Source organism: Herbidospora galbida, from assembly GCF_005233835.1.
Classification (GTDB): domain Bacteria; phylum Actinomycetota; class Actinomycetes; order Streptosporangiales; family Streptosporangiaceae; genus Herbidospora; species Herbidospora galbida.
On sequence record NZ_SZQA01000024.1, the window covers coordinates 62,671 to 80,873 of the forward strand.

Here is an 18,203-nt window from a genome sequence, read left to right on the forward strand (position 1 = left end):
AAGCGACGAAGATGGGCAGTCACACCTCGCGCCACCGCGTCGCCGCCCCCAGCCATCACCGCCCGACGCCGTCCCTACCCACCACAGGAGGCTGATCCACGTGATGTTCCGGGTCGACCGAGACGTGCTCGCCGAAGCCGTCGCGTGGACGGCACGCAGCCTCCCCGCCCGGCCTTCGGTGCCCGTTCTCGCCGGCATGCGCCTCGAGGTCACCGACGACCAGCAGCTCAAGCTCTCGGGGTTCGACTACGAGGTCTCCGCCGAGGTGACCCTCGACCTGCAGACCGGCGAGTCCGGCGTGGTGCTGGTCTCGGGCCGCCTGCTCGCCGAGATCACCCGGGCGCTTCCTGCACAGCCTGTGGATTTCGTGGTGGAAGGCGCCAAGGCGGTCGTGACCTGTGGCACCGCCCGGTTCACCCTGCTGACGATGCCGGTGGAGGACTATCCCTCGCTCCCGGCCATGCCGCCGGCCGCGGGCCGGGTCGGCAGCGACATCTTCGCCTCGGCCGTCGCCCAGGTGGCCACCGCCGCCGGCAAGGACGACACCCTGCCGATGCTGACCGGCGTCCGCATGGAGATCGACGGCGACACGGTCACGCTGGCCGCGACCGACCGCTACCGGCTGGCCGTCCGTGAGCTCAAGTGGCAGCCCGACCAGCCCGACTTCCAGGCCATCGCGATGATCCCGGGCCGGACCCTCGCCGACACCGCCAAGTCGCTGGTCACCGGCGCCGAGGTCGAGATCGCCCTGAGCTCCGTGGGCGGCACCGGCGAGGGCATGATCGGCTTCAGCAGCTCCGGCCGGCGCACCACCACGCGGCTGCTCGACCCCGAGTTCCCCAAATACCGCTCGCTGCTGCCGACCGAGTTCTCGGCCCGCGCCGAGCTGGTCACCAGCTCCTTCGTCGAAGCCGTCAAGCGCGTGGCCCTGGTCGCCGAGCGCAACACCCCGGTCCGGCTGGCCTTCCGGGGCGACGAGGTCGTGCTCGAGGCGGGCAGCGGCGACGAGGCACAGGCTGTGGAAGTCCTGCCGGTCGACTTCGACGGCGGTGAGATCAACATCGCCTTCAACCACCAGTTCCTGCTCGAAGGCCTGGGCGCGATCGATTCGGACGTCGCTCGCCTGCAGTTCACCACCTCGACGAAGCCCGCCATCCTCACCGGTGGAAAGCCTGTGGAAGATGGGGGCATACCTGACTACCGCTACCTGATCATGCCCATTCGCCTCTCAAGCTGATCGAATCCGTATGATCAACCCTCGGGTCGGGTAGGCGAATCGCGTGACCGTAGATGGAACCCTGAGGGGGTGCTCTCATGCAGATCGGCATGATCGGCCTGGGCAAGATGGGCGGCAACATGGCCGAGCGGCTGCGCCGCGGTGGCCATGAGGTCGTCGGTTACGACCGCGACCCCGACGTCAGCGACGTCGGCAGCCTGAAAGAGCTCGTCGACCGCCTGGAGGCGCCGCGCGCCGTCTGGGTGATGGTTCCGGCCGGTGAGCCCACCAGGGCGACCATCGCGTCCCTGGGCGACGCGCTCTCCACCGGTGATGTGATCATCGATGGTGGCAACTCCCACTACCTCGACGACCAGAAGCACGGCAAGGAGCTCGCCGAGAAGGGCATCAAGTTCGTCGACGTCGGCGTCTCCGGCGGCGTGTGGGGCCTGGAGAACGGCTACGCGCTCATGGCCGGTGGCGACAAGGCCGACATCGCGACGCTCAAGCCGATCTTCGACACACTCAAGCCCGAGGGCGAAGACGGCTTCGTCCACGCCGGGTCGATCGGCGCCGGCCACTTCGCGAAGATGGTCCACAACGGCATCGAATACGGCATGATGCAGGCCTTCGCCGAAGGCTGGGAGCTGCTCGAGGCGACCGACATCGTCACCGACGTCCCTGGAGCGTTCAAGAGCTGGCGTCATGGAACGGTCATCCGCTCCTGGCTGCTCGACCTGCTCACCCGCGCGCTCGACGAGGACCCCGGGCTGGAAGACCTCAAGGGCTACGCCCAGGACTCGGGTGAGGGCCGCTGGACCGTCCAGGCGGCGGTCGACCACACCGTGCCGCTGCCGGTCATCACGGCCGCCCTCTACGCCCGCTTCGCCTCGCGCCAGGAGGACTCCCCGGCGATGAAGATGGTCGCGGCGCTGCGCAACCAGTTCGGCGGCCACGCCGTCACCGCCGCCGAGGGCTCCTACGAGAAGGGCGCCGACGCGCCCGGCGCGGCCGACAGCACCATGCCCGAGGCCAACGGCTCCTGATCTCGGCCGGGCTCCCGCTCCACGGCGGGAGCCCGTTACCGTTACCGGCATGTTCACCGCCCACCTGTCGCTGACGGACTTCCGGTCCTACCCCACCGCCGAGCTGGCGCTCGAACCCGGGGTGACCGCCTTCGTCGGGCCCAACGGGCAGGGCAAGACCAATCTGGTCGAGGCGATCGGTTACGTCGCCTCGCACGCCTCGCACCGGGTGGCGACCGACGCTCCTCTGGTACGCCACGGCGCCCCCCGGGCCGTCATCCGGGCCGTGATCGAGCGCGACCAGAGACGGGCGCTGGTCGAACTGGAGATCAACCCGGGCAAGGCCAACCGCGCCCGCGTCAACCGCGCGCCCGTGTCCCGGGCCAGAGACGCCCTCGGCGTGCTGCGGACCGTGCTGTTCGCCCCCGAGGACCTGGCCCTGTCGAAGGGCGACCCGTCCGAGCGCCGCAAGTTCATGGACGACCTCCTCGTGGCCCGCCACCCCCGCTTCGCCGGCGTCCGGGCCGACTACGACCGGGCGCTCAAACAGCGCAACGCCCTGCTCCGCACGGCCTCGCAGGCCCGCCGCAGGAGCCCCCGGCGGCAGATGGACGACGCGGCGTTCGCCTCGGCCGGAGCCGGTGACGTGTTGTCCACATTGGAGGTCTGGGACGCCCACCTGGTCCGCCACGGCGCCGAGCTGCTCGCGGCCCGGCTCGACCTTGTGGAGAACCTGCGGCCTCTGGTGGCCAAGGCGTATGCGGAACTGGCGCCCGGTTCGGTGCCCGCGCAGATCGACTACCGGTGGTTTTCCACAGACGAGGCCGACCTGGGGACGGATCGCGCGGAACTCGCCGTACGGTTGGGGCAGGCGCTGGCCGAGGCGCGGGCGCAGGAGATCGAACGGGGGGTCACCCTCGTGGGGCCGCACCGCGACGATCTGCTGCTCCGGCTCGGCGAGCTGCCGGCGCGTGGTTACGCCAGCCACGGGGAGTCGTGGTCGTTCGCGCTGGCGCTGCGGCTGGCCGCCTACGACCTGCTGCGTTCGGAAGGGGGCGATCCGGTGCTGATCCTCGACGACGTGTTCGCCGAACTCGACGCCCAGCGCCGCCGGCGGCTGGCCGAGATCGTCGCCCCGGCGGAGCAGGTTCTGATCACGGCGGCGGTGGCGGAGGACGTACCGAGGGAACTGAGCGGCGCCCGTTTCGACGTCACCGAGGGGAGTGTGACCCATGTCGGGTGACGATCCACAGGGTGTGGACAGGCCCTCCTCCGAGCAGCGGGCGTCCAACGCCAAAGGCGCCGCCCTGGCTCGCGAGAAGCTCGCCCAGGCGAAGGCCGACGCGCAGCGGCGGGGTCAGCTTCCGCGTACCGAGCCGAGGAAGAAGAAGGGCGGCCCCAAGCGCGATTCCGGTGATCCGATGCTCTTCGGGGCGGCGATCCAAGACCTTTTGGCCGCCCGCGGGTGGGAGGAGCCGGTCGCGATCGGCGGGGTTTTCGGCCGCTGGCGGGAGATCGTCGGGGCCGAGCTCGGGCTGCACACCCGTCCGGAGGCGTTCGAAGACGGCGAGGTCATCGTCTCGGCCGACTCGACGGCCTGGGCCACGCAGGTACGTTTGCTCGCTCCGACCCTGGTCAGAAGGCTGAACGAGGAACTCGGGGACGGAACGGTGACGGCCGTGAAGGTCCGCGGGCCCAACCTCGCACCGCCGCGACAGGCGGGCCACATCCGCGTGAAGGGGAGTCGAGGACCGGGTGACACTTTCGGCTGACGCGAGCTTCCACAAGATCGGCATGACTCTTGTGGAAAAGTCTTGCACCGGCCCGAAATCGCGTCTGGCGCGCTGAACCCCAGGGTCCGGGGTGTCACACCAAAACCAAGATCATCGTATTAGAGGGCATCACAGCCCCCGTCAATGCCACCTGAGGCTCCGAGAGCCGGTAGAATGAAAGTGGACTTAAGGACACGTCCGTTTGCGTGTCACCCCGGCCGTGGCGAGCCGATTCCCCAGGGTGAACGCATCGGGGCACTCACGACGGTGACGGGCACGGCAGGCAGCCATCCTATGTTTCCTGCCGCGTGTCCGCGGCAGGAGGATTTCGCACTTGTCCTACGACGCAGGCTCAATCACTGTTCTCGAGGGTCTTGAGGCGGTTCGCAAGCGCCCGGGTATGTACATCGGCTCGACCGGAGAGCGCGGGCTCCACCACCTTGTGTACGAGGTTGTGGACAACTCCGTCGACGAGGCCCTGGCCGGTCACTGCGACACCATCGAGGTCACCCTGCTCGCCGACAACGGCGTGCGGGTCGTGGACAACGGCCGGGGCATCCCGGTCGCGCTTCACCCCACCGAGAAGAAGCCGACCCTCGAGGTCGTGCTGACCGTCCTCCACGCCGGCGGCAAGTTCGACGGCAAGTCGTACGCCGTCTCCGGCGGCCTCCACGGCGTGGGCCTCTCGGTCGTCAACGCGCTGTCGTCCCGGCTCGAAGCCGTGATCAAGCGCGACGGCTTCGAGTGGCGGCAGTCCTACGTCGCCTCCAAGCCCGTCACCGAGCTGATCCAGGGCGAGCCCACCGAGGAGACCGGCACCTCGATCACCTTCTGGGCCGACGGCGACATCTTCGAGACCACCACCTGGAACTTCGAGACGCTCTCGCGCCGGTTCCAGGAGATGGCCTTCCTCAACAAGGGCCTGACGATCGTCATCCGCGACGAGCGTCCCGACCACGGCGCCGAGGAAGAGCCGACCGAGATCACCTACTACTACGAGGGCGGCCTGTCCGACTTCGTCACCCACCTGAACTCCAAGAAGGAGTCGGTGCACAACTCGGTGATCGACTTCGAGGAGCACGGCGAGGGCATCTCGGTCGAGATCGCCATGCAGTGGAACGCCTCCTACTCCGAGTCGGTCTACACCTTCGCGAACACGATCAACACCGCCGAGGGCGGCACCCACGAAGAGGGCTTCCGCGCCGCGCTGACGACCATCGTCAACAGGTACGCGCGCGAGCAGAAGTTCCTCAAGGAGGGCAAGGACGACAACCTCACCGGTGACGACGTCCGCGAGGGCCTGACCGCGATCATCTCGGTCAAGCTGGCCGAGCCCCAGTTCGAGGGTCAGACCAAGACCAAGCTGGGCAACACCGAGGCCAAGTCGTTCGTCCAGAAGGCCTGCAACGACCACCTGCGCGACTGGTTCGAGCGCAACCCGGGCGAGGCCAAGGAGATCATCAGCAAGTCGCTGCAGGCCTCCCGCGCCCGCATCGCCGCACGTCAGGCCCGTGACCTGACCCGCCGCAAGTCCCTGCTCGAAAGCGGCTCGGGGCTGCCGGGCAAGCTGGCCGACTGCCAGTGGAGCGAGCCCGAGAAGTGTGAGCTGTTCATCGTCGAGGGCAACTCGGCCGGCGGCTCGGCCAAGGGCGGCCGCGACTCGCGCTTCCAGGCGATCCTGCCCATCCGCGGCAAGATCCTGAACGTCGAGAAGGCGCGCATCGACCGCGTGCTGAAGAACACCGAGGTCCAGTCGCTCATCACGGCGCTCGGCACCGGCGTACACGACGAGTTCGACATCTCGAAGCTCCGCTACCACAAGCTGATCCTGATGGCCGACGCCGACGTCGACGGTCAGCACATCACCACGCTGCTGCTGACCCTGCTGTTCCGGTTCATGCGGCCGCTGATCGAGGCCGGTCACGTCTACCTCTCGCAGCCGCCGCTCTACAAGATCAAGTGGGACCGGAAGGGCGAGGACGCGTCCTACGCCTACTCCGACCGGGAGCGCGACGCGATCATCGAAGAGGGCATCGCCCGCGGCAAGCGCGACCCGCGCGCCCACGACGGCATCCAGCGGTTCAAGGGTCTCGGCGAGATGAACGCCAACCAGCTGTGGGAGACCACGATGAACCCGGAGACGCGCATTCTGCTCCAGGTCACCCTCGACGACGCCGCCCAGGCCGACGAGATGTTCAGCGTTCTCATGGGCGAGGACGTCGCCCCCCGGCGGGAGTTCATCATCAGGAACGCGCGCGACGTGCGCTTCCTCGACGTCTAGACCGCGGCAGCCGAACCCCACCCTGTGAAGGATTGACGTGACGGAAGTTAACCTGCCTCCGGGCCCGCCGCCGGCTGACCGCATCGAACCGGTGGACATCCAGTCCGAGATGCAGCGCAGCTATATGGACTACGCGATGTCGGTCATCGTCTCGCGTGCCCTGCCCGACGTGCGCGACGGTCTCAAGCCGGTGCACCGCCGGGTGCTCTACGCCATGTTCGACGGCGGCTACCGCCCCGACCGCGGCTACTTCAAGTGCTCCCGTGTCGTCGGTGACGTCATGGGTTCCTACCACCCTCACGGCGACAGCTCGATCTACGACACCCTGGTCCGCCTGGCCCAGCCGTGGTCGCTGCGCTACCCGCTGGTCGACGGCCAGGGCAACTTCGGGTCGCCCGGCAACGACATGCCCGCCGCGATGCGCTACACCGAGTGCAAGCTCGCGCCCATCGCGATGGAGCTGCTGCGGGACATCGACAAGGAGACCGTCGACTTCCAGCCCAACTACGACGGGCGCTCGCAGGAGCCCGTCGTCCTGCCGTCGCGGTTCCCCAACCTGTTGGTCAACGGCGCCGCCGGCATCGCGGTCGGCATGGCCACCAACATCCCGCCGCACAACCTGCGGGAGATCGGCGAGGCCGTCAGGTGGGCGCTGGAGAACTACGAGGCCAATGACGAAGACCTCCTCGAAGGGCTGATCGCGCGGGTCAAGGGCCCCGACTTCCCGACCGGGGCGCTCATCGTCGGCAAGCGCGGTATCGACGACGCCTACCGCACGGGCCGCGGCTCGATCACGATGCGCGCGGTCGTCGAGGTCGAAGAGGACAACAAGGGCCGCCAGTGCCTGGTGATCACCGAGCTGCCCTACCAGGTCAACCCCGACAACCTGGCGCTGTCGATCGCCGAACTGGTCAAGGAAGGCAAGATCAACGGCATCGCCGACGTGCGCGACGAGTCGTCGTCGCGGGTCGGCCAGCGCCTCGTGGTCGTGCTCAAGCGTGACGCGGTCGCCAAGGTCGTGCTGAACAACCTCTACAAGCACACCCAGCTGCAGACCACGTTCGGCGCCAACATGCTCGCCCTGGTCGACGGCGTGCCGCGTACGCTGCGCCTCGACCAGTTCGTCAAGTTCTACATCGGCCACCAGATCGAGGTCGTGGTCCGCCGGACCCGCTACCTGCTGCGCAAGGCCGAGGAGCGGGCCCACATCCTGCGCGGCCTGCTCAAGGCCCTCGACCGCCTCGACGACGTGATCGCCCTGATCCGCCAGTCGGCCTCGGCCTCGGCCGCCCAGCAGGGCCTCATGGACCTGCTGGAGATCGACGAGACGCAGGCCCAGGCGATCCTGGACATGCAGCTCCGCAAGCTCGCCGCCCTGGAGCGCCAGCAGATCCAGGACGAGTACGAGAACCTGATGGTCCAGATCAACGAGTACAACGAGATCCTGGCCAGCCCGCTGCGGCAGCGCCAGATCGTCGGCGAGGAGCTCGGGGAGATCGTCGCCCGCTACGGCGACGAGCGGAAGACCGAGATCATCGCGTACGAAGGCGACATGTCCATCGAGGACTTGATCGCCGAAGACGAGATGGTCGTCACGATCACCCGCGGCGGCTACGCCAAGCGCACCAACACCGACCTCTACCGGGCGCAGAAGCGCGGGGGCAAGGGCGTTCGCGGCGCCCAGCTCCGCCAGGACGACATCGTCGAGCACTTCTTCGTCACGACAACCCACCACTGGCTCCTGTTCTTCACCAACAAGGGCCGCGTCTACCGGGTCAAGGCCTACGAGCTGCCCGACTCGGGCCGCGACGCCCGCGGCCAGCACCTCGCCAACCTGCTGGCGATGCAGCCCGACGAGCGGGTCATGGAGGTCCTCGACCTGCGTGACTACGAGGTGTCCCCCTACCTCGTCCTGGCCACCCGCAGCGGCCTGGTGAAGAAGACCAGGCTCTCCGAGTACGACTCCCCGAGGTCCGGCGGCCTGATCGCCATCAACCTCCGAGACGACGACGAGGTCATCGCGGCCCGGCTGATCTCCGAGGAAGACGATCTCCTGCTGGTCTCCCGCAACGCCCAGGCGATCCGCTTCACCGCCTCCGACGAGGCCCTCCGTCCCATGGGCCGGGCCACCAGCGGCGTGATCGGTATGCGTTTCGTCGACGGCGATGAACTTCTCGCCATGAATGTCATGAGCCATGGCGACGATGTGCTTATCGCCACTGAGGGCGGGTATGCGAAGCGCACACCGGTTGAGCACTATCCGCTGCAAGGCCGGGGCGGAAAGGGCGTACTGACGGCGAAAATAGTCAGTGCCCGTGGCAAGCTGGTCGGAGCGGTCATGGTGAAACCCGAAGACGAAGTCTTCGCGATCACCTCAGCCGGCGGAGTGATCAGGACCAGCGCCGCCGAGATCAAGCAGTCCGGCCGCCAGACGATGGGGGTCAGACTGATGAATCTCGCGGAAGGCGACAGCGTGGTGGCCCTAGCCCGGAACGCCGAAGCGTTGGAGACTGCCGAAGCGGTGGAGACTGAGAACGGGGCAGGAGACGAGCAATGACCAACTCGGGCAAGACGAAGAACACCGGGGCGGCCAAGAAACCCGCGTCTACCTCGGCTGCCTCGTCGTCGATGCGCGACGGGGTATCCGCCCGGATCGACGACGAGCAGAACAACGACACGGCCGAGACCCCCAAACCCGCGGGGCCGCCGGCACCGGCTCAGGGGCCTGCCCAGGCTCCGAAGCGGGAGACGCCCAAGGCGCCTCAGACCGGCCGTGACCTTCCCAAGGACGAGCCCAAGACCGACGACTCCACCGTCCGCATCCGCCCGGCGGGCAACGACAACAAGCCGTGGTCGCGGCCCCAGTCGCCCAACGGCAACCAGAAGCACCCGGCCGGCGACGAGCCGACGGCCGCCTACAAGGCGCCCCGTCTGCCCACGCCGGTCTCGGCCCCCGAGCCGATTCTGACCGCGTCCCGCCCGGCTCCCGTGGAGCCCGTGACGGCCGAACGGCCCGTCATCGGCACCTCCGCCGCCCCGAAGGACTCCTCCGGGCGAGCGCCGCGCAAGGCCCACCTGGTGCTGCGCCGGGTCGAGCCGTGGTCGGCCATGAAGTTCAGCTTCGTGGTCTCCCTGGTCTGTTTCGTCGTCCTGTTCGTGGCCGTGGCGGTGCTCTACGGGGTGCTGTCGGCCATGGGCGTGTTCGACGCGTTCGTCCAGGCGGTCAACCAGCTGACCCAGGGCGAGGGCGGGGCCGCGGCCTCGTTCAACATCGCCACGTGGTTCGAGCCCGTACGGATTCTGGGATACACGGCGCTGCTGGGGGCGGTGAACGTCGTGCTGATCACGGCGCTCTCCACCCTTGGGGCCGTGATCTACAACCTGAGCGCCGACCTGGTGGGCGGCGTCGAGGTGACCTTCTCCGAAGCCGAGTAGTCGCAGTCGTGATTCCGCGGTGCGACCACACCGCGGAACACGGTAAGCTTTACCTCGTCGCCACGCACTAGCTGGCTGACGAGGGGCTATAGCTCAGACGGTTAGAGCGCTTCCCTGATAAGGAAGAGGTCCCAGGTTCAAGTCCTGGTAGCCCCACTCGGAGAGTAGGAGACCTGTGGTTGGTGGCCTTTGGCCACCTGCCCCACGGTCTCCTTCGTCGTTTACACGGGGGGACGACCCCCCGACCCCCCCGATGCGAGAGGGCTTCGCCCCCTCGCGCTTCCCCCGGACGCTTCGCGTCCCTGCGTCGCTGTCGCTCCGGGTCGCTCTCGCTCCCTGGAGAGCCTCGCTTCGCTCGGGTTGAACTTCTTCCTTCTTCTGTTACGGCTCCGCCTGGGCGGCCACTCGACTTCCTGTGGCCACCCGAGTACCTCGGGATTGACGTGGTTCGTGGAGTCGACTAGCCCAACGGACGCATGCGAGACGCTTCTTGAAGCGTGGTGACGCGGTCCGGGTCTGATAGGCGCTCTGCTGGCAGGATCGCGAGCAGTCCGTGCGGGGCCGCCCGGTCGTGGCCACGGCGACGGGTCGGGGCACACCATGCAAATCGGGCCGCAGCAGGGGTTTCGTCACAGGGGGCAGGACCGCGATGACACACCGCGAAGGTCAAGTTGCGTCTGATCCTGGTAATCTTTTGGGCGCTCGCGCAGCGCGTGCGGGCGTCTTCTGCATGAGGGAATGAAGCCAGTGATCACGGGTGTGCCAAGCGGCCGCCTGTCGCGGCGGTCCGACGTCTTGTCGTGATTCCATTCCTCATGCCGTAAAGGACTTCCCACCTTGTCTGTGGATCTTCGCATCCAGCAGTCTGTCGTCACCAACCTCTCCCGCCGTCCGGCCGCCGTCGAATCGGGGCCGTTCATCCTGGGTTTCGACCCCGCGACCGACAGTCCCAACATTAACTACGCGACACCACGCCCTGGCACGGAGATCACCGCCTCCGACGTCGGGAGCTTGGTGAGCGCGTTCCACTCCGCGTCACGACAGCCCCGCTTGGAGTACGTCGTGAACTGCGCCCCCGGCCTTGAGGAGCTGCTGCTCGCGGCCGGTTTCACGGTCGAGGAGCGGCACGAGTTCCTGACCTGCTCGCCCGAATCCTTCGTCTCGCCGCCGGTGGTCGACGGCTTCGTCGTGCGACAACCGGAGAACCGAGCCGAGCGGGCGGCGATGGTCGCCGCCCAGGGAGAGGCATTCGGTGACGCGTTCGAGGTGAGCGACGCCGACGTCGACCGCCTCGAAACGCTGCGGCAGCGGGGCGGCTTCGAGATGGCGGCGTTCGCCTCGGACGGCACCTGCGCCGGTGCAGGCCAGGCAGTCCCACCCGGCGGCGGGGTCAGCGAGATCGCGGGCATTGCGGTGCGGGCGCCCTACCGGCGTCGCGGTCTCGGCGGGGCCATCACGGCCGCGCTCAGCCGGCTGATCTTCGAGTCGGGCGCCGACCTGGCCTGGCTCGAAGCGTCTGGTGACGACTCGTGGCGGGTCTACGAGCGGATCGGCTTCCGCGCGGCGGGCCGCCGCCTCTACATCCGGCTGTAGCCGAACGGGACCGGGCTACGGGAAGTCTTCAGTGGTGTCCGGCCCCAGCCTCTCGCGGGCCGGTCTTGTTCCGTGACGGGCTGGCGGAGGTGGCTGAGACGCAGCAGGAGGGTGGGCCTGAGCGCGTCCTCTACGCGATCACCGACAGCGGCAGAGCCGAGCTGGAGCGGTGGTTGAACGCCGTTGAGCCGTCGGCGCCGTATGTCGCCAGCCCCTTGTTCGCTCGGGTTGCCGTTGCCGGGAAGGCCGCTGACGGCTATCTCCTGCGGCAGCGTGAGGCGCATCTGGCCCGCATGCGGGAGTTGACCGCCGAGAAGGCGTCTGGGGCGCCGGCTCAAGTTCTGGCGGCCGACTATGCGCTTCAGCACCTTGACGCCGACCTGCGCTGGATCGAGACCGCGCTCGCGCGGATGAAGGAGCACAACGATGCTTGAGGCCAGAGGTCTGGGCAAGCCGAACGGGTGCGCGCCCGGCTGGTCGCCTCGGGCGCGGCGGTGGCGACGTTCCTGGTCTGCCTGGCTGTCAGTCTGGCGGACTACCAGGACGAGGGGAGTTCGCTGACGGGGCTCGGCCTGGCCTTGCTCGCCGTGCCGGTCGCCGGGCTGGTTCACCAGGCCAATCGGCTGGCCTCGGCCACTCGGGAGCGGCGGTTGGCCGCTCTGCGGCTGGCGGGGGCGACGCCGGGTGACGTGCGGCGGCTGGGCGCCTTGGAAGGAGGCGCACTGGCGCTGGGCGGGTCGCTGGGCGGTGGCGTGCTCTACATGGTCACGCATCTCTCCGGGCCGCTGACGCAGGTGCCGGTGGTCTTGGCTGTGGTGACGCTCGGCGGGGTTCTGTCGGGGGCGCGCGCCGGTCGGCACGTCGTCGCCTTTTCGCTGGGAGTGACCCGACGCGCGCGTGTGCGGGGGCCGCGCGTGCGCGACCTGCTCCTGGTCGCGGCGGGCGTCGGCTTGTTCGTCCTCGGGGCCGTGGTGAAGGGGCGGTTTCCGGTCGTCGGGAAGTACGGGGCCGCGGTGGCCATGGCGGCTGGGCTGGTGCTGCTGCTGTTCGGGGTGACCTTGGGGGCGACCTGGGTGATCAGGGTGTACGCCCGCCGGGCCGGTCGGCGGGCGCGGTCGGCAGAGGCGCTGCCGGCCGCGCGGCTGGTCGAGGCGGACCCTGGGGCGTGGGCTCGGGCTCTGTCCGTGGTGAGCCTGACGGTGTTCTTCGGCGCGGGGGCCGGGGCGCAGCAGGCCGGTGTCGGCTACTTCTCAGCTCACGCGCTGGTGGACGTCGCCCTTCTGATGGCCCTGGTGACCTCGGCGGTCGCTCTGGTGGTGCACCAGGCGGAGGAACTGATCGACCTTCGCCGCTCGTTCTCGGCGCTGGCCGCCTTCGGGGTGCCGGAGCGGGCGCTGGGCGGGGTGCTCGTGCGGCAGGCGGTCATCGCCGCGTTGCCGGTCTGCGCGGTGGCCGCTGTCTCGGGGGTCGCGGTGGTGGTCGTGAACATCGTGGACGTCTACCAGGTTCAGTGGCTCGGCTGGGCCGCGGCGAGGGCCGTGGCCATGGCGGGCTTCGGAGTCCTCGCGGCCGTGCTCGTCGCCCTGGCGGCGCGGCCTCTGCTGCACGGCGCACTCCGCTATGAGACACGGTCATGACCCTCTGAGGGCGCCAAGCCACAGCCTCGGGTGTTCGTCGGTGCGCCTTGCATGACGAAGGCCCGGACCATGGTGGTCCGGGCCTTTCGATCAGCGCCCCCCGTCAGCGGTTACCGGTAGTGCCAGCCGCCCCAGCCGAACTTGTTCCCGTGGCCGTAACCCCCGCGGACACGGAAATCGTCGACGTGCTTACCGAAGACGATGTGCTTGCTCAGGAAGCTCTTGGAGCTGTAGCGCTTGTAGAAGAACCACTTGCCGTCGTTCTTGTAGTAGACGTCGAAGAAGCTGTAGTCACGGTCGTCGCGGTCGCGGTCCCAGATCTTGAAGTCGAGCCAGTAGCGGCCGCCGCTCTTGCCCCAGCGGTAGTCGAAGCGGCCGTCGCCCCGCTCGAAGCGGTCCCAGCTCGAACCCGCCTGGGCGACCGAGGCGGTGGTGGCGGACGCCGAGGCGGCCGGTGCGATAGCAACCCCCGTGGCCACGACGCCGGCGAGAACGGTTCCGGCGAGCAGCTTGCCGATCGTGTGCACTGTTTCCTCCGTTGGATCGTCGTCCGTGTTTCGGACGACGCTCACGCTATGAGCGACACCAGGGGCTCCTCTGCGCATAAAGCCACACAAGCCGCTGAGTGCGTACTACTGCACAAACCGCGCTGATCTGCTTCTCCGCCGCCGGGAGGCTACGGGGATGGGGTATCCGAAGATCGCGCAGCGGTTCGGTGCGGGGATGCTGCCCGGTGGGGTCTGGGTGGCGGAGGAGAAGGTGCACGGGCGCACTTCGCGCTCGTGAGCGATGGCGGCACCACTCGGCCCGCCGGGCGGCGGGGAGTGCTGGAAGAGGAGCGCTTCGAGGCGTTCTTCGGGGTGACGCGGCTGTGGCCCGTGCTCGCCACCGCCGCCGCGGCCGCCGCTCGGGCGGTGCAGGGCGAGTCGGTGCTGTACGGCGAACTCGCCGGCGGGGGCTATCCGCATCCTGACGTCGCCTCGGTCGACGGCGTGGGGCCGGTGCAGACCGGGGTCTGGTACAGCCCTGACCTCGTCTGGCTGACCTTCGACGGGGCGGTGCGCAGTGGTTCGGGGGTGCGGTGGCTGGGGCGGGACGAACTGGGGGCGCTGGTCGAGTCGGTCGGGCTCTCCCTCGTGCCCCTGGTCGGGCGGGGGCGGCGGACGGAGGTGCTCGAACTGCCGGTGGACTTCGACTCCCTGGTGCCGCGGACGCTGGGGCTGCCCGAGCTGGCCGGGAATCGGGCCGAGGGCTATGTGGTGAAGCCCGCCGGGTCGTGGGACACCGCCGTACGGGGGCGCGGCCGGTGCTGAAGGTGACGCAGGCCGGGTTCGCCGAGGATCTCGGGGGCTTGGGCGAGGCCGAGCGGGGGCTGCTCGCGGAGGCGCTCGGGGCGGCGGCTGGCGGCTTGTGTGGAGTAATGCACGCTCGGCGGCTTGTGTGACGTTATGCGCAGAACGGGGGTGGGGGGCGCTCATAACGTCTGCGGTGTCCGGAGAACGAAGAGAAACGCCGGGCACCGACTCAACGGAGGAAACTCGTGCGTACCATTGGCAAGCTGCTCGCTGGCACCATTCTCGCCGGCGTCGTGGCGACGGGGGTTGCCGTCGCGCCGGCCGCTTCGGCGTCGGCCGCTACTACGGTTTCGGCTGCTCAGGCCGGGTCGAGCTGGGACCGCTTCGAGCGTGGGGACGGGCGTTTCGACTACCGCTGGGGCAAGAGCGGTGGCCGCTACTGGCTCGACTTCAAGATCTGGGACCGCGACCGCGACGACCGTGACTACAGCTTCTTCGACGTCTACTACAAGAACGACGGCAAGTGGTTCTTCTACAAGCGCTACAGCTCCAAGAGCTTCCTGAGCAAGCACATCGTCTTCGGTAAGCACGTCGACGATTTCCGTGTCCGCGGGGGTTACGGCCACGGGAACAAGTTCGGCTGGGGCGGCTGGCACTTCCGTTAATCTCCGATAAACGGCCCGGACCTGAATAGGTCCGGGCCGTTTTCATTTGTTCAGATCAGCTGTCCTGTTTCCAGTCGGTGCAGAAGCTGTAGCCGTTGAAACGCGCGCAGGCGCGCATCCAGTAGCCCTTGTGCAACTGGTCGTTGGAGAACTGGGAGCTGAACGGGCCGCACTGGGTCCAGTTCACCTTGTCCTTCGAGCGGTCGATCCAGGTCTGGTCGCCGGAGCGGTAGCCGGAGCGGATCGCGGCGAACGAGTGATCGCTGATGCGGTGGTTGACCAGCGCGACCTTGACGGTGCGGCCGCTGACGGTGGCGGTCCGGCTGGCGATGTCGTGGTGCGCGATGCCGTTTCCGGGCCAGCTGCCGCAGTTGGTGTCGGCGGCGGCGGGGCCGGAGACGGTGATTATGGGGATTGCCGTGAAGGCGGCGACGATGACGGCTCCCGTACGCCAGGTCACTTTGGGCATGTGGAACTCCTCCCGATTTTTTTGCTGCGTTTTCCCCCGGGGTGCTAAAAGGACTTTTGCTGTCGGGAGGGGTACTTGTCCATCCACTCTGGGCAACATGGCGCAATGGAGCAAAAGGTCCAGTTGGGCTGATCATCGACAAATTCGGAGGTGTGATCATGCAGGCACTGGTGTACGAGGGCCCCCGGGAGGTCGTCGTCCAGGAAGTTCCAGACGCTCGCATCGAACGCCCGACCGATGTCTTGGTGCGCGTCACCACCGCCAACATCTGCGGCTCCGACCTGCACATGTACGAGGGCCGTACCAGCATGGAGACCGGCCGGGTGCTGGGCCACGAGAACCTCGGAGAGGTCATCGAGATCGGGTCGGCGGTCGACCGGATCACGGTGGGCGACATGGTGTGCCTGCCGTTCAACATCGCCTGCGGGCACTGCAAGAACTGCGAGACCGGGTTCACCGGCTTCTGCCTCACCGTCAACCCCGGCGTGGCGGGGGCCGCCTACGGCTACGCCGGCATGGGGCCCTTCGCGGGCGGGCAGGCCGAGCTGCTGCGGGTGCCGTACGGCGACTTCAACTGCCTGCGGCTGCCCGACGACGCGCGGGAGAAGGAGAACGACTACGTGATGTTGTCGGACATCTTCCCCACCGGGTGGCACGCCACCGAACTGGCGGGGTTGCGTCCGGGCGAGTCCGTGGTCGTGTACGGCGCGGGGCCCGTCGGGCAGATGGCGGCCTACTCCGCCCTGCTCAAGGGCGCGAGCAAGGTCATGATCGTCGACCGGCAGGCCGACCGGCTCAAGGTGGCCGAGAAGATCGGCTGCATCCCGATCGACGACTCCCAGGGTTCGGCGGTGGACCAGGTGCTCGACCTCACCGCGGGCGAGGGGGCCGACCGGGGCTGCGAGTGCGTGGGCTACCAGGCGCACGACCCGCAGGGCGACGAGCACTCCGACGCGGCGCTGAACAGCGTCGTCAGGTCGGTACGGCCCACCGGTGGCATCGGCGTCGTCGGGCTGTTCCTGCCGGACGACCCGGGCAACGCCGACGAGGCCGCACGGACCGGGAAGATCCCGTTCGACATGGGCCACTTCTGGTTCAAGGGCCAGACGATGGGGACCGGCCAGGCGAACGTGAAGGCGTACAACCGGCGGTTGCGCAACCTCATCCACACCGGCAGGGCGCGGCCGTCGTTCATCGTCTCGCACGAACTGCCGCTCAGCGAGGGGCCCGAGGGCTACCGCCACTTCGACGCCCGCGACGAGGGCTGGACGAAGGTGGTCTTGCATCCGGGCAGCTAGAGGTCGAGGCGGAGGGCGTGGCGGGCGGTCGCCGCGCCCTCCTCGCCACCCGTCGATGAAGGGCCTGAGGAGCACCCGTATGAGCCATGATCTCGAACTCGTGAAGCGGGCCAACGCCTCCGGCGGGATCCCCGTCGTGTTCGTCCACGGACTGTGGCTGTTGCCGAGCAGCTGGGACCGGTGGGCGGGGGTGTTCGCCGGCGCCGGGTTCGCGCCGGTCACCGCGGGCTGGCCGGACGACCCGGACACCGTCGAGGAGGCCCGCGAGCACCCGGAGGTCTTCGCCGACAAGACCGTCGGACAGGTCGCCGAACACTACGCCGATCTGATCGGCCGGCTCGACCGCAGGCCCGTGGTCGTCGGGCACTCGTTCGGCGGGCTGCTCACCCAGATCCTGGCCGGACGCGGGCTCTCCGTCGCATCGGTGGCGATCGACCCGGCGCCGTTCCAGGGTGTGCTGCCGCTGCCGTTCTCGACGCTGCGGGCCGCCGCGCCGGTGCTGGGGAACCCGGCGAACCGGCACCGGGCCGTGCCGCTGACCTTCGAGCAGTTCCAGTACGCCTTCGCGAACGCCGTCACGGAAGAGGAGGCAAGGGAGCTGTTCGAGGAGTTCGCCGTCGCGGCCCCGGGCGCGCCGCTGTTCCAGGCGGCGGTGGCCAACGTGAATCCGCGCAGCGAGGTCAAGGTCGACAGCCTGGCCGACGACCGGGGGCCGCTGCTGATCATTTCGGGCGAGCAGGACCACACGGCTCCGTGGGCGATCGCGTACGCGTCGTACAAGATCCAGGAGCGGAACGAGCACCACGTCACCGAGATCGTCGAGATCCCGAACCGGGGGCACTCGCTCACCATCGACTCCGGCTGGCGTGAGGTTTGTGACACCGCGTTGAACTTCGTGCAGCGCTTCGTGTAAACAGCTGACCGATCGGACAGTTCTGTCCGATCGGTCAGTTATCGTGGTGACATGACCCGATCCGCGACCTCGATGCGTGCCGACATCCTGGAATCCGCCCTGCGCCTGTTCGCCGCGCACGGCTTCCGGGGCACGTCGCTGCAGGACATCGCGTCGGATGTGGGCTGCTCAAAGGCGTCCTTGCTCTACCACTTCACGAACAAGGACGCGATCCTCAGCGAGCTCTTCGCCCCCATCGGGCAGGAGTTCGAGACGCTGCTCCAGCGGCTGGCCCCCCTCCAGGGCGAGGAGGCCGCTCGGGCCGCCGTCGCCGGTGTGGTGGACATGTCGCTGCGCTTCCGCCGCCAGGTCAAGATCCTGTTGCTCGACGTCGACGCCCTGCTCGACCATCCCGAACTCCCCTGCGTCGACGACGTGACCGAGGCGCTGGTCGACGCGATGGTCGGGCGGGCGCCCGAGCAGGAGCCCAGGGTGGCGGGCTGGATGGCGCTGCTGGGGATCTTCCTGACGACGGCCCGGGGGGTCGCGATCCCCGACGAGACCATGCGCGCGGAGCTCACCGATGGAGCGTTCCGCACGCTCGGCCTGTCCTCTTAGAAGAGAG

At 68.5% G+C, this 18,203-nt stretch carries 17 protein-coding genes and 1 tRNA gene; 16 read left to right on the top strand and 2 right to left on the bottom strand.

Annotation, left to right across the window (positions count from 1 at the left end):
• The first annotated feature begins 100 nt into the window (after nucleotides 1-100).
• The 11 genes from dnaN to FDA94_RS23765 all read left to right on the top strand — a co-directional run bounded on the left by dnaN (nucleotide 101) and on the right by FDA94_RS23765 (nucleotide 12,959).
• On the top strand, nucleotides 101-1,237 hold the full coding sequence (gene dnaN, locus FDA94_RS23715) for a DNA polymerase III subunit beta (protein WP_062340911.1): 1,137 nt from the start codon (nucleotides 101-103) through the stop codon (nucleotides 1,235-1,237).
• Nucleotides 1,238-1,314: 77 nt separating this feature from the next.
• On the top strand, nucleotides 1,315-2,262 hold the full coding sequence (gene gnd / locus FDA94_RS23720; protein ID WP_137249278.1) for a phosphogluconate dehydrogenase (NAD(+)-dependent, decarboxylating): 948 nt from the start codon (nucleotides 1,315-1,317) through the stop codon (nucleotides 2,260-2,262).
• Nucleotides 2,263-2,311: 49 nt separating this feature from the next.
• Complete coding sequence (gene recF / locus FDA94_RS23725) at nucleotides 2,312-3,484, top strand: DNA replication/repair protein RecF (protein WP_137249279.1); 1,173 nt, start codon at nucleotides 2,312-2,314, stop codon at nucleotides 3,482-3,484.
• A 13-nt stretch (nucleotides 3,485-3,497) separates the two neighbouring features.
• Nucleotides 3,498-4,013 carry a DciA family protein gene (locus FDA94_RS23730; protein WP_246060120.1) on the top strand — a complete coding sequence of 172 codons (516 nt, stop codon included), beginning with the start codon at nucleotides 3,498-3,500 and terminating at the stop codon, nucleotides 4,011-4,013.
• Between the two features lie 334 nt (nucleotides 4,014-4,347).
• Nucleotides 4,348-6,294, top strand: coding sequence for a DNA topoisomerase (ATP-hydrolyzing) subunit B (gene gyrB, locus FDA94_RS23735; RefSeq protein ID WP_137249281.1), 1,947 nt, complete (start codon nucleotides 4,348-4,350; stop codon nucleotides 6,292-6,294).
• Nucleotides 6,295-6,331: 37 nt separating this feature from the next.
• Complete coding sequence (gyrA, locus tag FDA94_RS23740) at nucleotides 6,332-8,851, top strand: DNA gyrase subunit A (RefSeq protein WP_137249282.1); 2,520 nt, start codon at nucleotides 6,332-6,334, stop codon at nucleotides 8,849-8,851.
• On the top strand, nucleotides 8,848-9,729 hold the full coding sequence (locus FDA94_RS23745; RefSeq protein WP_246060121.1) for a DUF3566 domain-containing protein: 882 nt from the start codon (nucleotides 8,848-8,850) through the stop codon (nucleotides 9,727-9,729). The genes gyrA and FDA94_RS23745 overlap by 4 nt, the downstream gene beginning before the upstream one ends.
• Nucleotides 9,730-9,811: 82 nt before the next feature.
• Nucleotides 9,812-9,885, top strand: a tRNA-Ile gene (locus FDA94_RS23750).
• 687 nt (nucleotides 9,886-10,572) lie between these two features.
• Nucleotides 10,573-11,322 carry a GNAT family N-acetyltransferase gene (locus FDA94_RS23755; RefSeq protein ID WP_137249283.1) on the top strand — a complete coding sequence of 250 codons (750 nt, stop codon included), beginning with the start codon at nucleotides 10,573-10,575 and terminating at the stop codon, nucleotides 11,320-11,322.
• A gap of 89 nt (nucleotides 11,323-11,411) precedes the next feature.
• A complete protein-coding gene (locus FDA94_RS23760; RefSeq protein ID WP_137249284.1) occupies nucleotides 11,412-11,756 on the top strand; it encodes a hypothetical protein in 345 nt (114 codons plus the stop codon).
• Between the two features lie 27 nt (nucleotides 11,757-11,783).
• Nucleotides 11,784-12,959, top strand: coding sequence for a hypothetical protein (locus FDA94_RS23765; protein WP_137249285.1), 1,176 nt, complete (start codon nucleotides 11,784-11,786; stop codon nucleotides 12,957-12,959).
• A 110-nt stretch (nucleotides 12,960-13,069) separates the two neighbouring features.
• Here FDA94_RS23765 and FDA94_RS23770 read toward each other — a convergent pair whose 3' ends face one another.
• The gene (locus FDA94_RS23770; RefSeq protein WP_137249286.1) at nucleotides 13,070-13,486 is read right to left on the bottom strand and encodes a hypothetical protein; all 417 of its coding nucleotides are present in this window, start codon (nucleotides 13,484-13,486) and stop codon (nucleotides 13,070-13,072) included.
• Nucleotides 13,487-13,741: 255 nt separating this feature from the next.
• Between FDA94_RS23770 and FDA94_RS23775 the strand changes: the two genes are divergently transcribed.
• Entirely contained in the window at nucleotides 13,742-14,272 is a 531-nt protein-coding gene (locus tag FDA94_RS23775; protein WP_170991089.1) for an RNA ligase family protein, read from the top strand.
• 227 nt (nucleotides 14,273-14,499) lie between these two features.
• On the top strand, nucleotides 14,500-14,919 hold the full coding sequence (locus FDA94_RS23780) for a hypothetical protein (RefSeq protein ID WP_137249288.1): 420 nt from the start codon (nucleotides 14,500-14,502) through the stop codon (nucleotides 14,917-14,919).
• Nucleotides 14,920-14,974: 55 nt separating this feature from the next.
• On the opposite strand, the gene FDA94_RS23785 is transcribed toward FDA94_RS23780, so the two are convergent.
• The gene (locus FDA94_RS23785; protein WP_137249289.1) at nucleotides 14,975-15,388 is read right to left on the bottom strand and encodes a hypothetical protein; all 414 of its coding nucleotides are present in this window, start codon (nucleotides 15,386-15,388) and stop codon (nucleotides 14,975-14,977) included.
• A gap of 158 nt (nucleotides 15,389-15,546) precedes the next feature.
• On the opposite strand from FDA94_RS23785, the gene FDA94_RS23790 reads away from it, so the two are divergent.
• From FDA94_RS23790 to FDA94_RS23800, 3 genes are all read left to right on the top strand, one after another.
• Nucleotides 15,547-16,686 (top strand): glutathione-independent formaldehyde dehydrogenase, encoded by a 1,140-nt coding sequence (locus tag FDA94_RS23790; protein WP_137249290.1) that lies wholly within the window; start codon nucleotides 15,547-15,549, stop codon nucleotides 16,684-16,686.
• A 79-nt stretch (nucleotides 16,687-16,765) separates the two neighbouring features.
• Nucleotides 16,766-17,599: an alpha/beta hydrolase gene (locus FDA94_RS23795; RefSeq protein ID WP_137249291.1), complete on the top strand. Its 834-nt coding sequence runs from the start codon at nucleotides 16,766-16,768 to the stop codon at nucleotides 17,597-17,599.
• Nucleotides 17,600-17,650: 51 nt separating this feature from the next.
• Nucleotides 17,651-18,196: a TetR/AcrR family transcriptional regulator gene (locus FDA94_RS23800; protein ID WP_137249292.1), complete on the top strand. Its 546-nt coding sequence runs from the start codon at nucleotides 17,651-17,653 to the stop codon at nucleotides 18,194-18,196.
• Nucleotides 18,197-18,203: the final 7 nt, after the last annotated feature.